Origin of the sequence: Mycobacterium bohemicum DSM 44277 (genome assembly GCF_001053185.1) — a bacterium.
GTDB lineage: Bacteria > Actinomycetota > Actinomycetes > Mycobacteriales > Mycobacteriaceae > Mycobacterium > Mycobacterium bohemicum.
This window is the reverse complement of the sequence record NZ_CSTD01000001.1, coordinates 1,373,781-1,389,733: the sequence shown is the minus strand read 5'-3', so window position 1 is coordinate 1,389,733 and position 15,953 is coordinate 1,373,781. Positions and strand designations below refer to the sequence as shown.

At 67.7% G+C, this 15,953-nt stretch carries 12 protein-coding genes; 6 read left to right on the top strand and 6 right to left on the bottom strand.

Going from position 1 to position 15,953, the window contains the following annotated elements; all coding sequences use genetic code 11:
- Window positions 1-22: 22 nt before the first annotated feature.
- From BN971_RS06270 to BN971_RS06260, 3 genes are all read right to left on the bottom strand, one after another.
- The gene (locus tag BN971_RS06270) at window positions 23-1,438 is read right to left on the bottom strand and encodes a glycosyltransferase 87 family protein (RefSeq protein ID WP_090349872.1); all 1,416 of its coding nucleotides are present in this window, start codon (window positions 1,436-1,438) and stop codon (window positions 23-25) included.
- 213 nt (window positions 1,439-1,651) lie between these two features.
- Window positions 1,652-2,584 (bottom strand): NAD-dependent epimerase/dehydratase family protein, encoded by a 933-nt coding sequence (locus BN971_RS06265; RefSeq protein WP_085180280.1) that lies wholly within the window; start codon window positions 2,582-2,584, stop codon window positions 1,652-1,654.
- Window positions 2,585-2,613: 29 nt separating this feature from the next.
- Window positions 2,614-3,390 (bottom strand): class I SAM-dependent methyltransferase, encoded by a 777-nt coding sequence (locus tag BN971_RS06260; protein ID WP_085180279.1) that lies wholly within the window; start codon window positions 3,388-3,390, stop codon window positions 2,614-2,616.
- 237 nt (window positions 3,391-3,627) lie between these two features.
- Here BN971_RS06260 and BN971_RS06255 point away from each other — a divergent pair, with 237 nt between their 5' ends.
- Window positions 3,628-4,404, top strand: a complete 777-nt coding sequence (locus BN971_RS06255) for a glycosyltransferase family protein (RefSeq protein ID WP_308203745.1) — start codon at window positions 3,628-3,630, stop codon at window positions 4,402-4,404.
- Window positions 4,405-4,435: 31 nt separating this feature from the next.
- On the opposite strand, the gene BN971_RS06250 is transcribed toward BN971_RS06255, so the two are convergent.
- Window positions 4,436-5,221: a GAP family protein gene (locus tag BN971_RS06250; RefSeq protein ID WP_085180278.1), complete on the bottom strand. Its 786-nt coding sequence runs from the start codon at window positions 5,219-5,221 to the stop codon at window positions 4,436-4,438.
- Between the two features lie 203 nt (window positions 5,222-5,424).
- Here BN971_RS06250 and BN971_RS06245 point away from each other — a divergent pair, with 203 nt between their 5' ends.
- The 4 genes from BN971_RS06245 (at window position 5,425) to BN971_RS06230 (ending at window position 9,093) form a co-directional block, all read left to right on the top strand.
- The gene (locus tag BN971_RS06245) at window positions 5,425-6,084 is read left to right on the top strand and encodes a class I SAM-dependent methyltransferase (RefSeq protein WP_085180277.1); all 660 of its coding nucleotides are present in this window, start codon (window positions 5,425-5,427) and stop codon (window positions 6,082-6,084) included.
- Window positions 6,085-6,143: 59 nt separating this feature from the next.
- Window positions 6,144-7,379: a glycosyltransferase gene (locus BN971_RS06240; RefSeq protein ID WP_085180276.1), complete on the top strand. Its 1,236-nt coding sequence runs from the start codon at window positions 6,144-6,146 to the stop codon at window positions 7,377-7,379.
- A 161-nt stretch (window positions 7,380-7,540) separates the two neighbouring features.
- The gene (locus BN971_RS06235; protein WP_085180275.1) at window positions 7,541-8,299 is read left to right on the top strand and encodes a phthiotriol/phenolphthiotriol dimycocerosates methyltransferase; all 759 of its coding nucleotides are present in this window, start codon (window positions 7,541-7,543) and stop codon (window positions 8,297-8,299) included.
- A 23-nt stretch (window positions 8,300-8,322) separates the two neighbouring features.
- On the top strand, window positions 8,323-9,093 hold the full coding sequence (locus BN971_RS06230) for a glycosyltransferase family protein (protein ID WP_085180274.1): 771 nt from the start codon (window positions 8,323-8,325) through the stop codon (window positions 9,091-9,093).
- A gap of 6 nt (window positions 9,094-9,099) precedes the next feature.
- Here the strand turns inward: BN971_RS06230 and BN971_RS06225 are convergent, their stop codons facing one another.
- A complete protein-coding gene (locus BN971_RS06225; RefSeq protein WP_245836634.1) occupies window positions 9,100-10,437 on the bottom strand; it encodes a condensation domain-containing protein in 1,338 nt (445 codons plus the stop codon).
- A gap of 89 nt (window positions 10,438-10,526) precedes the next feature.
- On the opposite strand from BN971_RS06225, the gene BN971_RS06220 reads away from it, so the two are divergent.
- Window positions 10,527-12,281, top strand: coding sequence for an AMP-binding protein (locus BN971_RS06220; protein WP_085180553.1), 1,755 nt, complete (start codon window positions 10,527-10,529; stop codon window positions 12,279-12,281).
- 50 nt (window positions 12,282-12,331) lie between these two features.
- Here the strand turns inward: BN971_RS06220 and BN971_RS06215 are convergent, their stop codons facing one another.
- A complete protein-coding gene (locus BN971_RS06215; protein ID WP_085180272.1) occupies window positions 12,332-15,910 on the bottom strand; it encodes an MMPL/RND family transporter in 3,579 nt (1,192 codons plus the stop codon).
- Window positions 15,911-15,953 lie beyond the last annotated feature (43 nt).

Genomic DNA, 15,953 nt, shown 5'->3' with positions numbered 1-15,953 from the left:
GGCGTTGGCAGCGGCCCGAATTCTACTGAAAGGCGTTGGTGGCCATGGCTTCCGCGCCGAGTGCGGGTTTCTCCGCCGGAGCGCCGGTGGGGGGGTCCTCGGCCTGGGCGCCCGTGTCCGGTCTGCGCGCATAGGAAACGAGGATCACCGCGCACACGATCAACCACAAGATCGGGGTCAGCATCACCGTGGTGGCAGATACCGTCACCGTGCGTGCGGAGTCGAAGGTGCCCGGGTGGATCGGCGCAAGTATCGGGATCGGCGCCCCTGGGGCCACGATGTAGGCGATGCTGAGCGCGGTGGCAAGGCTCACGCATAAGCCCACGGCGCGACGGCGCTCGCGCAGGGAATCGAAGATTCCCGTACCAGGTGGCCCGTTGGGATCCCGGGCCACCAGCGCCGCGATCGGTAGGGCGAAGACCAAGTAGTAGCGGAACGTCACTGCCGGCCACAGCGAAGCGGCGGGAAGCAGCAGGATGCCCACCATCACGGGCGAGATCCGGCGCCCCAGCAACAGCACGGCGAGGACGACGATGATCAGCACGGCATAGCCGATGTAGTTTCGCGGGCCGGCGAGAAAGCCGTCCGGTATGCGGCCGCCCACCGTCTGGGCCTTGATGGCATCGGGAAGCAGCAGAACGCCTTTCGCGAAGGACACGTTCCCGTACGCGACTCGCTCGCTGAACACGCCGTAGCCGGAGGCGTTGTGCAGCGACTGCATGATGGTCCCCGGAAAGTCGCGCGGCCAGAACAGGTAAGCGGCGAGGTTGGACAGGGCGACGCCGCCGACGGCCGCGCCACCGAGCCGCCACTGCCGGGCCGCGAACAACGCGAAGGCGAGCGCTGCGAATTGTGGCTTCACCAATGCGGCCAAGACCACCATGAGGGCGACGAGCCCCCAGCGCTCCCGGCGCAGCGCGATGAGAAATACCAACGCTATGGGAACGACGAATCCGACCGAGTTGCCCCGATCGACGGCAAACCAGGCCGGCATGGCCAGCGCGCCGCAGGCGAGGAAGACGACGATCCGCTCCAGGCCGCGGGCGCCGCGGGCAGCCCAGATCGCCGGTGTGAGCACCGCAACGGTCAACGCCACCAGGTAGGCCAGCAGCCCGAACCGAGGGGAGCCCAGCAGTGTGCCCAGCAGCCCGAAGACGAAATGCGGCACCATCGCCGCCGCCGGGTAGGGGTTGGGGGGCCAGTGCGCCGGGCCGAAATTCCACGGATTCGGCTGCATCGCGGCGCTCATCTGCCACGCATAGTCGCTGAAGCAATGCCGCCCGGCCTTGATGCCCCAATCAACCCAGCAGTCGTCCGGAATGTAAACCATCGAACTCAGCACGTCGACCGAGTAGTACTGCGCGAGGACGAATCCCACTCCCGCCGCCGCCGCGGACAGCGCCAGGACGGTGGCCAGCAGGAGCGTTCGGGGAGACATGCGCGAAATCGCTACGAGCTGCTCTCGCACGGCGCGGTACCTCCCGGGGTATTTTGACATGTCGACATGGGGAGACATCTCTCAATTCAGTCCGCGCTGTTATCCCCCAGGGAAGCCCTCGATGCCGGACGCCCCAACAGGTAAGTTAGTTCCTCGGGGATTCGCGCATAGGCGAATCGATTATTTTCATGCCGGCCGGTCCCTCGGTGCGCATCAAACCCGGCCGAGCACGCCGCGAGCGGTGATCTCGATCTGACGCTCGAGCGTTGCGCCCTGGAACCCCACGTCGGCACAGCGTCGTTCCCAATCCCGGCCGTCGGAGTGATATCGGTCGGGGTTGGCGGGGTCCACCTCGTCGCGGGTGATCACCGCGCCGGGGTTCACCACCGCCGCGACCCGCGCGGCCAGCTCCGCCATTTCCACCAGTTCGCCTCCGCTGTCGATCGTGGCCGGGCCGACGCAGCCCTCGGCGATCGCCACGGCCAGCAGCTCCTCGGCGAGCACGTAGCGGCGAAACACCGGGCGGCGGGCCATGATCCGGATGGCCCCGGCGTCGGCGGCGCGGATCATCGAACCCAGCGCATAGGCCTGCGGCTGCTGCACGTGGGCACCGGAGATGCTCCACGCCCGCGCGACCACGGGCACCGCCCCCGTTTCGGCCGCGGCCTGCGCCAGGCGTAGCTCGGCCTCACGCTTGAGGTAGCCGTAGGGGTTGTCTTCGATCGGGCCGTCGAGGGCGTCATGCGGGTAGACCGCCGCCCCGCTGGATACCGTCAGCGCCAGACGCACGCCCGGGAGCCGGGTCGCGCACACCAGGCGGTCCGTCAGGCCGCGGTTGACCGTGACGTACTCGTCCAGCGGCATGTCGGCGACCCGGTCGCGGGTCAGGAACGCGCAGTCCAGCACGACGGTGGGCGCAAAAGCGGCGACCTCGCCGACATCCCACCCGCGGCACTCGACCTCCCGGTCACCGACGCGGATGGTCCGGGGGCGGCCGGCCAGCGCCAGCGTGGGAAGGCCGAGCGGGGCAAGGAGGTCGAGGGCGGTCCTGCCGAGCCAGCCCGATGCGCCGGTGACCAGGACGCGATCCGCGCCGAGCGCCCGCGCCGCGAGCTCGCGTGCCCCCTGGCTCACCAGTCCGGTCACAGCGCCGGCCAGCGGATCATGGCAGGAGCCTAGAGGACTACCGGGTCCCAGGGCGTCGCGCCCACCGGCGATGGCGATGTGGCGCCGGCCATCCTCAGGTACAGATTCCAGTACGGCCGGATGATCGACTGGTACCGCGGTTCGGGAACCACGCGGGAGAGCATCCGCAGCGGCGCGCGAACCACCTTGTCCGGCAACGGCATCAGAGACTTCAGGCGCCGCACCGTGGCGTCATCGGGTAATGAGGCGCAGATCCCGGCGCCGCCGCCGGCTTTGACGCCGGCGAAGTACAGGTCGAAATGCGTTCGCAGGGACCACGTGCGGTACTCGGAGAACATTGCCCGCAGCGGCAGCGCCTGCTCGAAGTCGCTCGTCTGGAGATTCCGGTAATAGTCCAGCCCGACCGCATGCGTGCCGGGTGACTGGGTCCCGTCGGTCCGGGCCGTCCCGTGCTCCGGGCGACCGCGGGACGCGCAACTGAAGGCGACCAACCCGCCGGGGCGCGTCATGCGCACCATGTTGGCGAACGTCTCCGGCCAGTGCTGGTCGTGTTCGAAGCACTCACTGGAGATGGTGACGTCATAAATGTCGTCGTCGTGATCGAGCCGGTGGGCGAACTCGACCAGGTCCACCCCCGGTCCGGCGACGAGGTCGACGCCCACGTAGCGTCCTGCCGTCGGAAACAGGCTACGAACGCTTCCGTTGACGTCGTACGACCCGATTTCGAGCACGCTGGCGCCCTCGACGAAGGCCTCGTTCGCTTCGACGACCGCTTGGAAGAATCCGACCTGCTCGATGTGGCTCATGGCTCCCCCAATGTACGGACGCTCGCTGTGACGCATTCACAGAAATGGGGCGGCGACGCGCGTGGCAAATCTCCTCGAAGCGGCGGTGTACCACCCGGCCAGTGTCAAGCGTTACTTTGCGCCTCGAATGGCAAACCTCACTGAACTCCCGGCGCGCAAGTGTGAACCCCGTTCCCGGGGCGTCCGCGCCCGTCAAAAACGCCCTCGACGGATTTGCTTGCCCGGTACGGTTGGCTCGTGTCACTCCTGATCGCCGTCCCGGTCTTCGGCCAGCACGAATACACCCACGCCCTGGTCGAGGACCTGGAACGGGAGGGCGCCGACTACCTGATCGTCGACAACCGCGGCGACTATCCCCAGATCGGCAACGAACGGGTCCTCACCCCGGGGAAAAATCTGGGCTGGGCGGGGGGCAGCGAACTCGGCCTGCGGACGGGCTTCTCGGAGGGCTACTCCCACGCGATGACCCTGAACAACGACACCCGCCTGTCAAAGGGGTTCGTCGCCGGCATGCTCGACTCGCGCCTGCCCGCCGATGCCGGGATCGTCGGGCCGGTGATCGACGACGGTTTCGCCTGCCAGGTGACGGACGACAAGCCCGAAGCGGCGGCTTACCGACCGCGGCCGCAGTACCGGACCGTCCCGGCGGTCGAGGGCGTGGCGCTGATGATGACCCGTGCATGCTGGGACGCCGTCGGGGGAATGGATCTGGCCACCTTCGGCCGCTACGGCTGGGGCCTGGACCTGCACCTGGCGTTGGCCGCGCGGGAACGCGGATTCGGCGTCTACACGACGGAGATGGCCTACATCAACCACTTCGGGGGCCGGACCGCCAGGGTCCATTTCGGGCAGCGGCGCTACCAGTGGGGCGCGTGGCTGGCGATGGTGCGCGGTCTGGTGAAGCTGCACGGCTGGCGCGCTTCCCTGGCGATGGAGCGGACATTGCGGCGGGAAGACAGGTGGCACAACGAGGTTCCGCGCGACTACACGACCCATCCGCTGGAGAGCCCCTAGAGGGCTTCAGGAGGGCTTTAGAGGGCCTTGCTCAGCTGGCGCCCATGCCGGCGGCCACCAGCGACGAGCCGGCGAGCACGCAAAGGCCCACCAGGAATTGCCGGCGGTGCGCCAGCACCCAGTCGTGCACCTTCAGGATGGCGGCCTGCGTCCGCGCCGGCGCGGCCAGGTAGCTGAGCAGCACACCCTCGACGATGGCGAGCATGCCGCCGACGAAGATGAGGCCGGCGATCATCTGCCCGCCGAGGTCGTATCCGGACGCGAGGATGACGGTGAGCACGAACAGGTATTCGACCGGCGGCGGCCCGTTTCCGACGCCGACGGCGAAGGCCACCCAGGACGATCCGTCTTCCCACGCGACGTGGGCCTTGCGGACCAGCCGCCAGATCGGGGCCCCGCCCTCCGCCTCATTGCGCGCGCGGTCCATCAGGCGCGTCAAGAAGGCCGGCATGTTGGGCTGCAACGCCAACGCGGGGGCGGACGCGACCGCGGCCACCGGCACGACGGAGCGCCGACGCGTGAAGAACTTCACCGACATCACAGCGGCCACCGTGAGGATGACGACACCGACGCCGAACTGGCCCTGCTTGACCGCGGGGTTGCCGGCAACGCCGGCCATCGCCTGGGTGAGCCAGGGCGCGAACTGGAGCACCGCCAGGGGCACGACGAACGCGGGGATGCTCGCCATCAGTCCGCCCACCCAGTACGCGAAAAGGTTCGGGATCACCCGAGGTCGAGAGATGAGCAGGAGGGTGATCCCGAAGCGCAGCGGGTCGAGCGAGGTCATCAGACCAAGCACGAGCACGGTGCTCCACATGGCGGGAACGTTACCTTCCCGTGACCGATCCCGCGGCGGTACCGGCGAATTCGTTGATGGCCACTTCCCGGCGCGCCACCCCGCGGCAAAATCACCCTGCGGCCGGCGTCGAAAGTGCGCAATGTCGCTGGCTCAATCCGCCCTACCTGCGACATCGCGACTGTTAGTCTGGCGACGCTCATGAGTTCCGGGAGGGGACGGAAGTGACTGCCGAACGCACTGCCAATGACATTCGGCCGCGACGCACGGCCGCATCGGGCTGGCGGCGCGGCTGGCGGCGGGCCCAGGCCACCCTGATTCCGTGGTCGCCGCGGGTTCTCGCCAAGCGACTGGAAAGCCAGGCCGAGCTGCTGGGCGACCACATCGGGCGCGGCGACACGGTCCTCGACGTGGGATGCGAGACGGGTCATCTCTGCAAGTTCCTCGCCGACATGCACGGCGCGACGGCGACCGGCATCGACGTGCACGACGCCCGGAGCATCCCGATCGACTTCAGCGTCTTCGACGGCAGGTCGATACCGTTTGCGGACAACGCGTTCGACCACGTGGTCATCAGCTTTGTGCTCCATCACTGCAACGACCCGATGGCCCTGATCAAGGAGTGCCGCCGCGTCGCCCGGCGCAGCGTGATCGCGTTCGAGGACCTGCCCGAGACGCGGACCGGCAAGCTGCTGACCAAGATTCACATCGGGCTGTTCAAGGTGGCCTACCGGCTGGAATCGGCCGGCGATTACCGCACGGCGCTCGACTGGCTCGCGGACAACTCCACCAACGTGGTCGAGACGCCGCTGCCGCTCGACTGGTTCGACGTCCTCTACCGGGTGCCGCACGTCATGCTGGTCTACCAACTTCCCGCCGACTGAACCAATCGGCATTCGGCCGGGTGACAACTGATTGAGCGCCGGCTGGTTAGGTCTTCGGAATGAAATTTGCCCTCGCGAGCTGCGGGACGCGCGGTGACGTCGAGCCGTGCGCCGCGGTCGGGCTCGAGCTGCTGCGCCGCGGCCACGACGTCGTGATGGCGGCTCCGCCCGACCAGGTCGGTTTCGTCGAGGGAACCGGGCTCGCGGCGGTTCCCCTGGGGCCACCCACCGGGGAGATTCCCGACGTCTTCGTCACGCCCTGGCGGATTCACGACCCGATCGCGCCGATCCGCGACGCGCTGGAACACGTCTTGCAGCGCTGGGCCGACGTGAGCGACACCTTGAAGTCGCTGGCGGCCGGGGCCGATCTGCTGTTCACCGGTGTGTCGTACCAGGAGTCCGCGGCCAACGTCGCCGAGTACTACGGAATCCCGGTGGCGGCATGGCATCACGTCCCGATGCGGCCGAACGGCCATCTGATTTCCATCGTGCCGCCGGTGTTGTTGAGATCCACGATGAGGGTTACCGATTGGGCGCAATGGCGCGTGACCAAGCGCGCGGAGGACGCCCAGCGGCGCGAACTCGGGCTGCCCGAGGCCAGGACCCCGGCCTCGCGCCGGATGGCCGAACGCGGATCGCTCGAATTGCAGGCCTACGATGCGCTGTGTTTTCCCGGCCTGGCGCGGGAATGGGCCGGGCGGCGCCCCTTCGTCGGGGCCCTGACCGCGGAATTGCCAACGGATTTCGATGACGAGGTGGCCTCGTGGATCGCGTCGGGCACCCCGCCGGTCTACTTCGGCTTCGGCAGCATGCCGGTCAAGTCGCCGTCGGAGATGGTCGACATGATCGTCGGCGCCTGCGCGGAACTCGGTGAACGGGCGTTGATCTGCTCGGGCGCAACCGCGTTCACCGACCTGCCCGCATCGCAGAGCGTGAAGGTGGTGCGCGCGGTGAGCCACAGCGCGATCTTTCCCACCTGCCGCGCGGTCGTCCACCACGGCGGCGCCGGCACCACCGCCGCGGGGATGCGCGCGGGGGTGCCCACCCTGATCCTCTGGGTCGCGTCCGACCAGCCGATCTGGTCGGCGGTGGTGAAGCGACTCAAAGTGGGCACCGCCCGGCGCTTCTCACGCGTCACCCGCAAGTCGCTGGTGAAGGACCTTCGCCGGATACTCGCCCCGGAGTACCAAACGCGGGCCCGCCAGGTGGCCACCCGGATGACGAAGGCCCCCGCCAGCGTCGCGGCCGCCGCCGACCTCCTGGAAGCCGCCGCCCGGGGTGAGCGCTTCGGCTGATCGCGGCGGCCGGCGCATCCCGTTCCTCGCGCCAGGGCACGCCTAGCTGGGACTTCGGTGGCCGACGATCCCCCCGCGGCCGAATCGCCCCGTCGCGCGGCCATCTTTGCCATACTCACCCGGTGCCTTCTGCCATCCAAGTGAGATCCAGCGCGCTCGTCATGAAGCTCGTCGCGAAGTACGGGTATCCGATCGGGACCCGGCTGATGGGCGCCGACGAGATGCTGTTCATCAATTGGGCGTACGAGGAAGACCCTCCGATGGCCCTGCCGTTGGCGGATTCCGACGAACCCGACCGGTATTACATCCAGCTGTACCACACCGTGGCCACCCAGGTGCCGCTCGAGGGCAAGAAGGTGCTCGAGGTCAGCTGCGGTCACGGCGGGGGAGCCTCATACCTGACGCGCAGCCAGCACCCGGCGTCATACACCGGCCTCGACCTGAATCCGGCGGGCATCCGCTTCTGTCAGAAGCGACACCAGTTGCCCGGGCTGGATTTCGTCCAGGGCGACGCCGAAAATCTGCCCTTCCCCGACGAGTCGTTCGACGCCGTCGTCAATGTCGAAGCGTCGCACCACTACCCGCACCTGAGCCGCTTTCTCGACGAGGTCGCACGTGTGCTCCGCCCGGGCGGCCACTTCCTGTACACCGACCTGCGCGCGCTGCACCTGGTCCCGGAGTGGGAGGCGACGCTGGCGGCCGCACCGCTGCGGCAGGTGTCGCAGCGGTCCATCGACGACGAGGTCAGGCGCGGGCTGGAGATGAACACCCCACGGCTGCAGGAGTTGATCGACCGCCGCGTGCCGAAACCGCTGCGGCGCTTCGCCCGCAGCAATTCCGGCGTCAAGGGCGGCAGGCTATACCGCGGGGTGGAGTTGGGGCTGTTCTCCTACCGGGTCTACTGCTTCGTCAAGGATTGAGCCGGCGCCGGTACGGTTGACCCATGTCCTCGTTGCTGATCACGGTGCCGGTGTTCGGACAGCACGAATACACCCACGCCCTCGTCGGTGATCTGGAGCGCGAGGGCGCGGAGTACCTGATCGTCGACAACCGAGGTGACTATCCCAAGGTCGCCAACGAGCGGGTGACCACCCCCGGGGAGAACCTGGGCTGGACCGGCGGCAGCGAACACGGCTTTCGAATCGCGTTCTCCGAGGGCTATTCCCACGCGATGACTCTCAACAACGACACCCGCCTGTCGAAGGGTTTCGTCGGCGGATTCCTCGATCCGCGGCTGCCCGCCGACGCGGGGATCGTCGGACCGATGTTCGATCGCGGTTTCCCCTACGCCACCGACCCGCAAAAGCCCGATGCCGCGAATTACGTTCCCCGGCACCAATATCGGGTGGTGCCCGCGGTCGAGGGGACGGCGCTCATGGTGTCGCGGGAGTGCTGGCAGGAAACCGGCGGGATGGACCTGGTCAGCTTCAAGCGTTACGGGTGGGGACCCGACCTCGACCTCGCCGTCCGCGCCCGCCGGGCCGGGTTCGGCGTCTACACCACGGAGATGGCCTACATCAACCACTTCGGGCGCAAGACCGGCAACGTGCGGTACGGCGCCTGGCGGTACGAGGTGGGCGCGAACCTGGCCATGCTGCAGGGATTGCGCAAACTTCACGGCCTGCCGGCGGCGCTGGACATCATGCGCCAGATCGGCATGGCGCACGATCGCAAGTGGCACCGCCCCGTTTCGCTCGCCTCGGGCTCCGAATAGGGCCGTTCAGCCGGGAATCTCGGCGGTCAGCTCGAATTCGCCCAGCGTGTCGAGCAGGAGCGACCGAAGCGCCGGCAGCGAGTTGTCCGCACCGGGCAGCCAGCGGTTGATCGAGATCCAGAACTTGCCGTGCAGCCGTCCCGAGACCACGAACAGCTGGCCACCCATGCGCTCCAGGGTGCGCCGGGTGATGCCGGGCTCGACCAAGCGCCCGGACGCGTAGTCGGCGTCGGAGCCGTCGGGCCGATTGACCGCCGGGTCCTGCGCGCCGAGGTTGGAGCAGCCGACGGGAAGGCGGGCCGTGCCCAGGCCGACTCCGGCCGCCTTTCGGGCCACCCACTTCGGTGTCAACGCGGTCAGCGGCATCGAGGCCAGCAGATCGTCGGAGGTGTCCGACAGGTCGGCGAACGCCTGCTTGGCCTTGACGCGCATGTCGCTGAGGTCGGATGCCAGCTGGGTGGGGTCCACGGAGGCGACGGGCAGCACCATCGCGTTTCCGCGCGTGTCGTTTTCGGTCCGGTCGCTGATGGGCAAGGACAGCGTGACCGTTCCGTCGTCGCCGACGCGCCCCGCCCGCGCGCCCAGCCGGCCCGCAAATCCCGCGAACAACGTATTACTATTTCCGCCAAGACTTTTCGCGCGCGCGTCCCATTCGGCCAGGTCGACGTATGCGCTCACCGACGGCACCACGACGGGCTCATCGTCACCGGCGCCGCGTCGTGAGGGCAGCCCGGAGGCGAACGACGCCGTGACGTCCTTGCGCCGCTTGCGCGCGACCCGCAACGTCGCCCGCAGTGCCCGCGCGAGTTCCGGCGTGGAGGCGACGGTCAGCCGACCGTCCTCGAGCACCGCCCGCCGGCGTGTGCGCGCGCCGGGCGGCGGATACCCGAGATGACGCGTGCGCCCCTTCGCCGCGTCGGTGATCGCCAGCAGGAAGCCGAGCCCGTCGGCCACCGTGTGCGACGCCGTCAGGCAGACCGCGCTGCCGCCGTCGTCGAGGGGGAGGACCCCCAGGTGCCAGCTCGGCCCGTACTCGGGATCAATCGGCTTGCACGCCCGCTCGTAGGTCCAGGCGCTCACGTCGCCGCGCGGACGCGGTGTTTCGGCGATATCGAGGTCGCGGGGACCCCTGGACACCACCCAATGGTCGCGCGCGAACGGTATCGGGGACCGTTCGACCCGTCGACCCAGCAAGCCGTATCCGAGGTTGTGGTGAAAGCGGCGCAATCCGTCGAGGTCGACGGGGCGGTTGTAGATCCAGCTGAACTGCACGAGCGCCCCGTAGCCAAGCGCCCGCAGCCCCAGATAGGACACCTGGTCCATGTGCGCGAGTCGATTGTCCACCGGTTCCACGGTAGTTCATCGGCCCTGCTCGCGTGATGACCTCTCGGTTCTTGGCCGAAACGGATCGCCGCACAGGTACCCTGTTGACCGTGGTTGAGTCTTCCATCCCCGCCGTGCTGCGCGAACGCGCCAGCCTGCAGCCCAATGACACGGCGTTCACCTATATCGACTATGAGCAGGACTGGGACGGGGTCCCGATCGACCTGACATGGTCGCAGCTGTATCGCCGCGTGCTCAGCCTCGGTGAGCAACTCCGGTCGAGCGGATCGACCGGTGACCGGGCGCTCATCCTGGCACCCCAGGGGCTGGACTACATCGTCGGCTTCCTGGGCGCCCTGCAGGCCGGTCTGGTGGCGGTGCCGCTGTCGGTGCCCTACGGCGGCGCCCACGACGACCGCACCATCGCGGTGCTGGCCGATACGTCGCCCGCGGTCGTGCTCACCACGTCGGCCGTCATCGACAGCGTGAACGACGCGGTGCGGCGCGACGAGCGGCAGCCCGCGCCGTCGGTCGTCGAACTCGACCTGCTCGATCTGGATTCGCGCCAGCGACCCGCCGGACCCAGGCCCCGGATGTCCGCGGGCGACCAGTCCGAATTCGTCTACCTGCAATACACTTCCGGCTCCACACGCACGCCCGCCGGCGTGATGGTCTCGAACAAGAACGTCTTCGCCAACTTCGAGCAGGTCATGGGCGACTTCTTCGTCAACGAGGGTGGGGTTGCCCCACCCGGCCTGCGGGTGGTGTCCTGGTGCCCGCTGTACCACGACATGGGTCTGCTGCTGGGTATCATCATGCCGATCCTCGCGGGCGTGCCGACGGTGCTCTTCAGTCCCGTTGGCTACCTGCAGCGTCCGGCGCGTTGGATGCAGTTGCTGGCGCACAACGGATTGACGATTTCGGCGGGCCCGAACTTCGCCTTCGAGCTGACGGTCCGCAAGACGTCCGACGAGGAGATGGCCGGGCTCGACCTCGGCGCGGTGCACACCATCCTCAACGGCAGCGAACGGGTGCAGCCCAAGACGCTCAAGCTGTTCGCGGATCGCTTCGCCCCCTTCAACTTCCAGGCCAAGGCGTTGCGGCCGGCGTACGGCATGGCCGAGGCGACGGTGTACATCGCGACCCGTGAGGTGGGCGAACCGCCAAAAATCGGCCACTTCGATGCCGAGAAACTGCCCGCCGGGCAGGCGGAGCCCTGCGAGACGGGGAGCGGCACGCCGCTGGTGAGCTACGGGGCCCCGAAATTGCAGTTGGTTCGCATCGTCGATCCTGACACGGGGCGCGAGTGCGCGGACGGCACCGTCGGCGAGATCTGGGTGCACGGCGAGAACGTCGCCCTGGGCTATTGGCACAAGCCGGAAGAATCCGCAACGTCTTTCGCCGCGAAGATCGTCGATCCGTCGGACGGGACACCGGAGGGTCCCTGGCTGCGGACGGGGGATTCGGGCTTCTACTCCGGCGGCGAGCTCTACATCATCGGCCGCATCAAGGACCTGTTGATCGTCTACGGCCGCAACCATTCTCCCGACGACATCGAGGCGACCATCCAGGAGGTCACCGCCGGGCGCTGCGCGGCCATCGCGGTCCCGGACAAGGGCATCGAGAAGCTTGTCGCCATCATCGAATACAAGAAGCGCCCCGAGTCCGACGAGGAAGCAGCCGATAGGCTGCGCGTCGTCAAACGCGAAGTGACGTCTGCCATTTCGAAGTCGCACGGACTCAAAGTCGCGGATCTGGTGCTGGTGTCACCGGGCTCGATTCCCATCACGACGAGCGGCAAGATCAGGCGGTCGCAGTGTGTGGAGCTCTACCGGCAGGACGAGTTCACCCGCTTAGACGCCTGAGCGACAACGCTTTTTAGCGTTTTGGCGTTTTGGGCGGCTTTCGCCCCGAGTTAGCCGGCCGAGCCCTCGTCGTCACCACCGTTGGTGACCGGGCGGCCGGCGGCGGGTCCGAAAACCGGTAGCGGCTGGCTCACGTCGTCGTCGTTCGACGGCCCGCCGTTGGCGTGTCCGTTGGCCTTACCGTTGCGGTGTCCGCCATTGACGCCGGTACTCACCAGCAGCGGCCGATGCGACAGGATGTCCTGCCCGAACAGCGGGAGCGAGTGCCCCAGATAACGGCCCGGCTTGGGCCTCGCCCGGCCGTTGCCGTTGGTGCGAGTCGGTGAAGGCGCCTCGGCCTCTTTGAGATCCAGCAGATGCGACAGCCCGCTGAGGTCGAACAGCGGCAGGGCGTGGTCCCGGTTGAGGTCCACCGAGGGTTTGGCCGTGTGCTCGCCGTTCGCGTGACCATTGCTTCCGGCGTGACCATTGGTTGGCGGCGCCGGCAACGGGTGGGTCTTGATGCCGGGGATGACCTTCATCTTGACCAGCTGGCCGGAGAGCTGCTCGAGCTGGCGCTGCTTGGCCTGGAAAGACGCGTGCAACTGGGCCGGGCTCTTGCCGAGACTCGAAGGCCACCAGTTCTTCTGGCCGATCATCGAGGCCAGGGCCGGCACCGTGATGGTGCGCACCAGGAAGGTGTCGATCAAAATTCCGATACCGATGATGAAGCCGGCCTCGGCCATCGTGGTGATGCTGGCGAACAGCAGGCCGAACATCGACGCGGCGAAGATCAGGCCGGCCGACGTGATGACGCCACCGGTCGTGCCGACCGTGCGGATGACGCCGAAACGCACGCCATGCGGCGACTCGTCGCGAATGCGGGAAATGAGCAGCATGTTGTAATCGGCGCCCACCGCGACCAGCAGGATGAAGGACAGCCCGGGCAGGCTCCAGTGCAGATCCTTACCCAGGATCATCTGGAAGAAGAGGACCCCGATGCCCACCGCCGACAGATAGGACAGCAGCACCGAGGCGATCAGGTACAGCGGCGCGATGATCGCGCGCAGCAGCACCACCAGGATCAAGAACACGATCAGGATGGTCGCGACGATGATGAACCCGATGTCGCTGTTGTAGTAGTCGCGGGTGTCGCGCAGCCCGGTGGGGACCCCGACCACCGACACCTTGGCGTCCGAGAGTTCGGTGTTGGGCAGGGCCGAGCGCGCCGCCTTCTCGATCGAGCTGACCTGGTCCATCGCCGGGGTGCCGAAGGGGCTCAACGCGCTCTGGATGAAGTAGCGGGCCGCGTGCCCGTTCGGCGCGATGAAGAGCTGCGCGCCCTTCTTGTACTCGTCCCTGGTGGTGATCTCCGGTGGGAGGTTGAAGCCCGACATTGTCGGCTTGTCGGCGTCGCGCTTCATGTTCAACAGGAACGACGACGCCTCATTGAGCCCGCTGCCGAGCCTCTTCGTCTGATCGACGAGTTCCTTGACGCCGCCGGCGATCGCCCGGCTGCCCTCGGCCAGGGCGTTGGAGCCCTGTTGCGCGGAGGCCATGGTGGATTGGAGGTTCTTGATCGTCTTCATGGCGCCGGAGGCCTGCGACAGCGTCTGCTGGACCTTGTCCAGCGTCTGGGCGATGGTCTGTGCCTGCTGGGCCGCCTGCAGATTGCGGGCCATGATCTTCAGCGAGTTGAGCGTTCCGTCGTTGTTCGCCGTCACGATCGCCGCCAGGCTGGCCCGCGAGCTCACGCACCCCGGGTCGGCGTCGCATTGGGGGCTGTTGTCGAGCGCAGCGAGCATCGGGCCGCCCCACGCGGCGATATTCTGGGCGTTGGCCGTCGACGTGTTGAGGTTCTGGCCCAGCGTCTTCATCTGGCCCGTGAACTGGGCGCCCTGGTCGAGGGCGGCGATCGTCTTGTCGCCGCCCAGCAATTGCTCCATGGTCGTCAGCGCCCCGACCACTCCGCTGAGATTTCCGACGGCCTGGTTCACCTGGTCCCGAAGCTGGGCCAGGGCGTCGGCCAACTGGTTCGAGCCGTCGACGAGCCTGTCCATGTCGCTTCCATGGGTCTGGATCAGGCCCGAGGCCTCGTCGAGCTTGCCGCCGACCTCGCCGGCCTGCCAGGACAGCTTCATCTGCTCCAGCGGATCCCCGTTGGGTCGAGTCAGACCCCGGACCAGCGTGATGTTGGGCTGCTGGCTCACCCGCGCGGCCACCTGCTCCAGGTCGGCCAGGGCGGCCGGCGTCCGCAGGTCGTGGGACGACTGGATGAAGAGGATCGTGGGCGTCAGCGCGTTCATCGGGAAGTGACGGTTCATCGTGTTGTACCCGGCGGCGCTGTCGACGTCCTCCGGCAACGACTTGATGTCGTCGTAGTTGAAGCGGACGACGCTGACGCAGGCGGCCAGGCTGATGAGCACGATCAGGCTGGCGGCCAGGTGGATGCGCGGCCGGCGCACGATGCGGATGCCCGTACGCCGCCACATCCGCGTGGTCAGTTCGCGCCGGGGGTTGATCCAGCCGCGCCTGCCGGCCAGCACGAGCGTGGCGGGCAGGAACGTCACCGCGGCCAGCAGTGCCACCACGATCGAGATCGAAATGGCCGGGCCGACGGCCGAGAACACCTCCAACTTGGTGAAGATCATCGCCAGGAAGGTGACCGACACGGTGGCGGCCGACGCCGCGATCACCTTGCCGATCGACATCAGCGCCTTCTTGACCGCGACGTCGGATTCGTCGCCGTGCCGCAGGTAGTCGTGGTAGCGGCTGATCAAAAAGACCGCGTAGTCCGTTCCCGCCCCCATCATGACCGCGGTCATGAAGATCATGACCTCCATGTTGGTGGCGAGGCCCAACTCGGCCGCCCCGGACAGCACGCCCTGCGCGGTCGCGATGGAGATCCCGATGGCGGCCAACGGGATGAACATGGTGATCACGTTGCGATAGATGACCAGCAGGATGATCAGCACGCTGAGCACCGTGGCCACCTCGATGACGTGGAAGTCCTCCTGGCCGATCTCGGTCAGGTCGGCGGCCGCCGCCAGCGGACCGCTGAAGCTGACCTTCAGCCCGCTCCCCGCCAGGACCTGCTTGACCACCGCGCCGATGTGCCGGTACGTCGCGATGGTGGTCGGATCGCCCACATCACCGGGGACGTTGATCGGCACCATGAGCGCCTTGCCGTCCTTGGCGACAAGGATGTTCCGCATCTCGTTGTCGTCCAGGGCGTTGGTGACCGGCAGCTTCTCCTGGGAGCTCAGCTTGTCGATCAGCTTTCGGTAGGCGTTCTCCTCGGCGTGCGTGAGGCCCTTCTCGTCGGACAGGACCACCAGGAGCATGGATGTCGCCGCCGCCGGTGGGGCTGCCTTGTCGCCCTGCTTTTCGACCTTGGCCCCGTCCGGCGGGGCGCTCCAGGCCTTGTCCATCTCCTTGCTGACGACCGCGGTCGGCGCGTCGTCGGGGAAGGGCTTGGGTGGGTGCTTGCCGGCCTGCACCGGGAGCGGCGGAAAGAGCAGGAACAGGGCGCCGGCCAGCGCGATCCATGCGGCGATGACGAGCAGCGGCCACCGCACGACCACATCGCCGAGACGGTCGTAGATCCCCCCCGGCTTGGCCGCCTCGCTCGAACCAGCACGGCTTGACACCTGATCAACCCTACAATTCGGTCTCCGGCCACGCCCGTGAATC

What these genes read in the sequence shown, in the direction of transcription:
- BN971_RS06235 (WP_085180275.1), top strand. Translation starts at nt 7,541, where the DNA reads ATGAAGCTCGTCGCGAAGTACGGGTATCCGATCGGGACCCGGCTGATG.
- BN971_RS06230 (WP_085180274.1), top strand. Translation starts at nt 8,323, where the DNA reads ATGTCCTCGTTGCTGATCACGGTGCCGGTGTTCGGACAGCACGAATAC.
- BN971_RS06260 (WP_085180279.1), bottom strand. Translation starts at nt 3,390, where the DNA reads ATGAGCCACATCGAGCAGGTCGGATTCTTCCAAGCGGTCGTCGAAGCG.
- BN971_RS06250 (WP_085180278.1), bottom strand. Translation starts at nt 5,221, where the DNA reads ATGTGGAGCACCGTGCTCGTGCTTGGTCTGATGACCTCGCTCGACCCG.
- BN971_RS06270 (WP_090349872.1), bottom strand. Translation starts at nt 1,438, where the DNA reads ATGTCTCCCCGAACGCTCCTGCTGGCCACCGTCCTGGCGCTGTCCGCG.
- BN971_RS06240 (WP_085180276.1), top strand. Translation starts at nt 6,144, where the DNA reads ATGAAATTTGCCCTCGCGAGCTGCGGGACGCGCGGTGACGTCGAGCCG.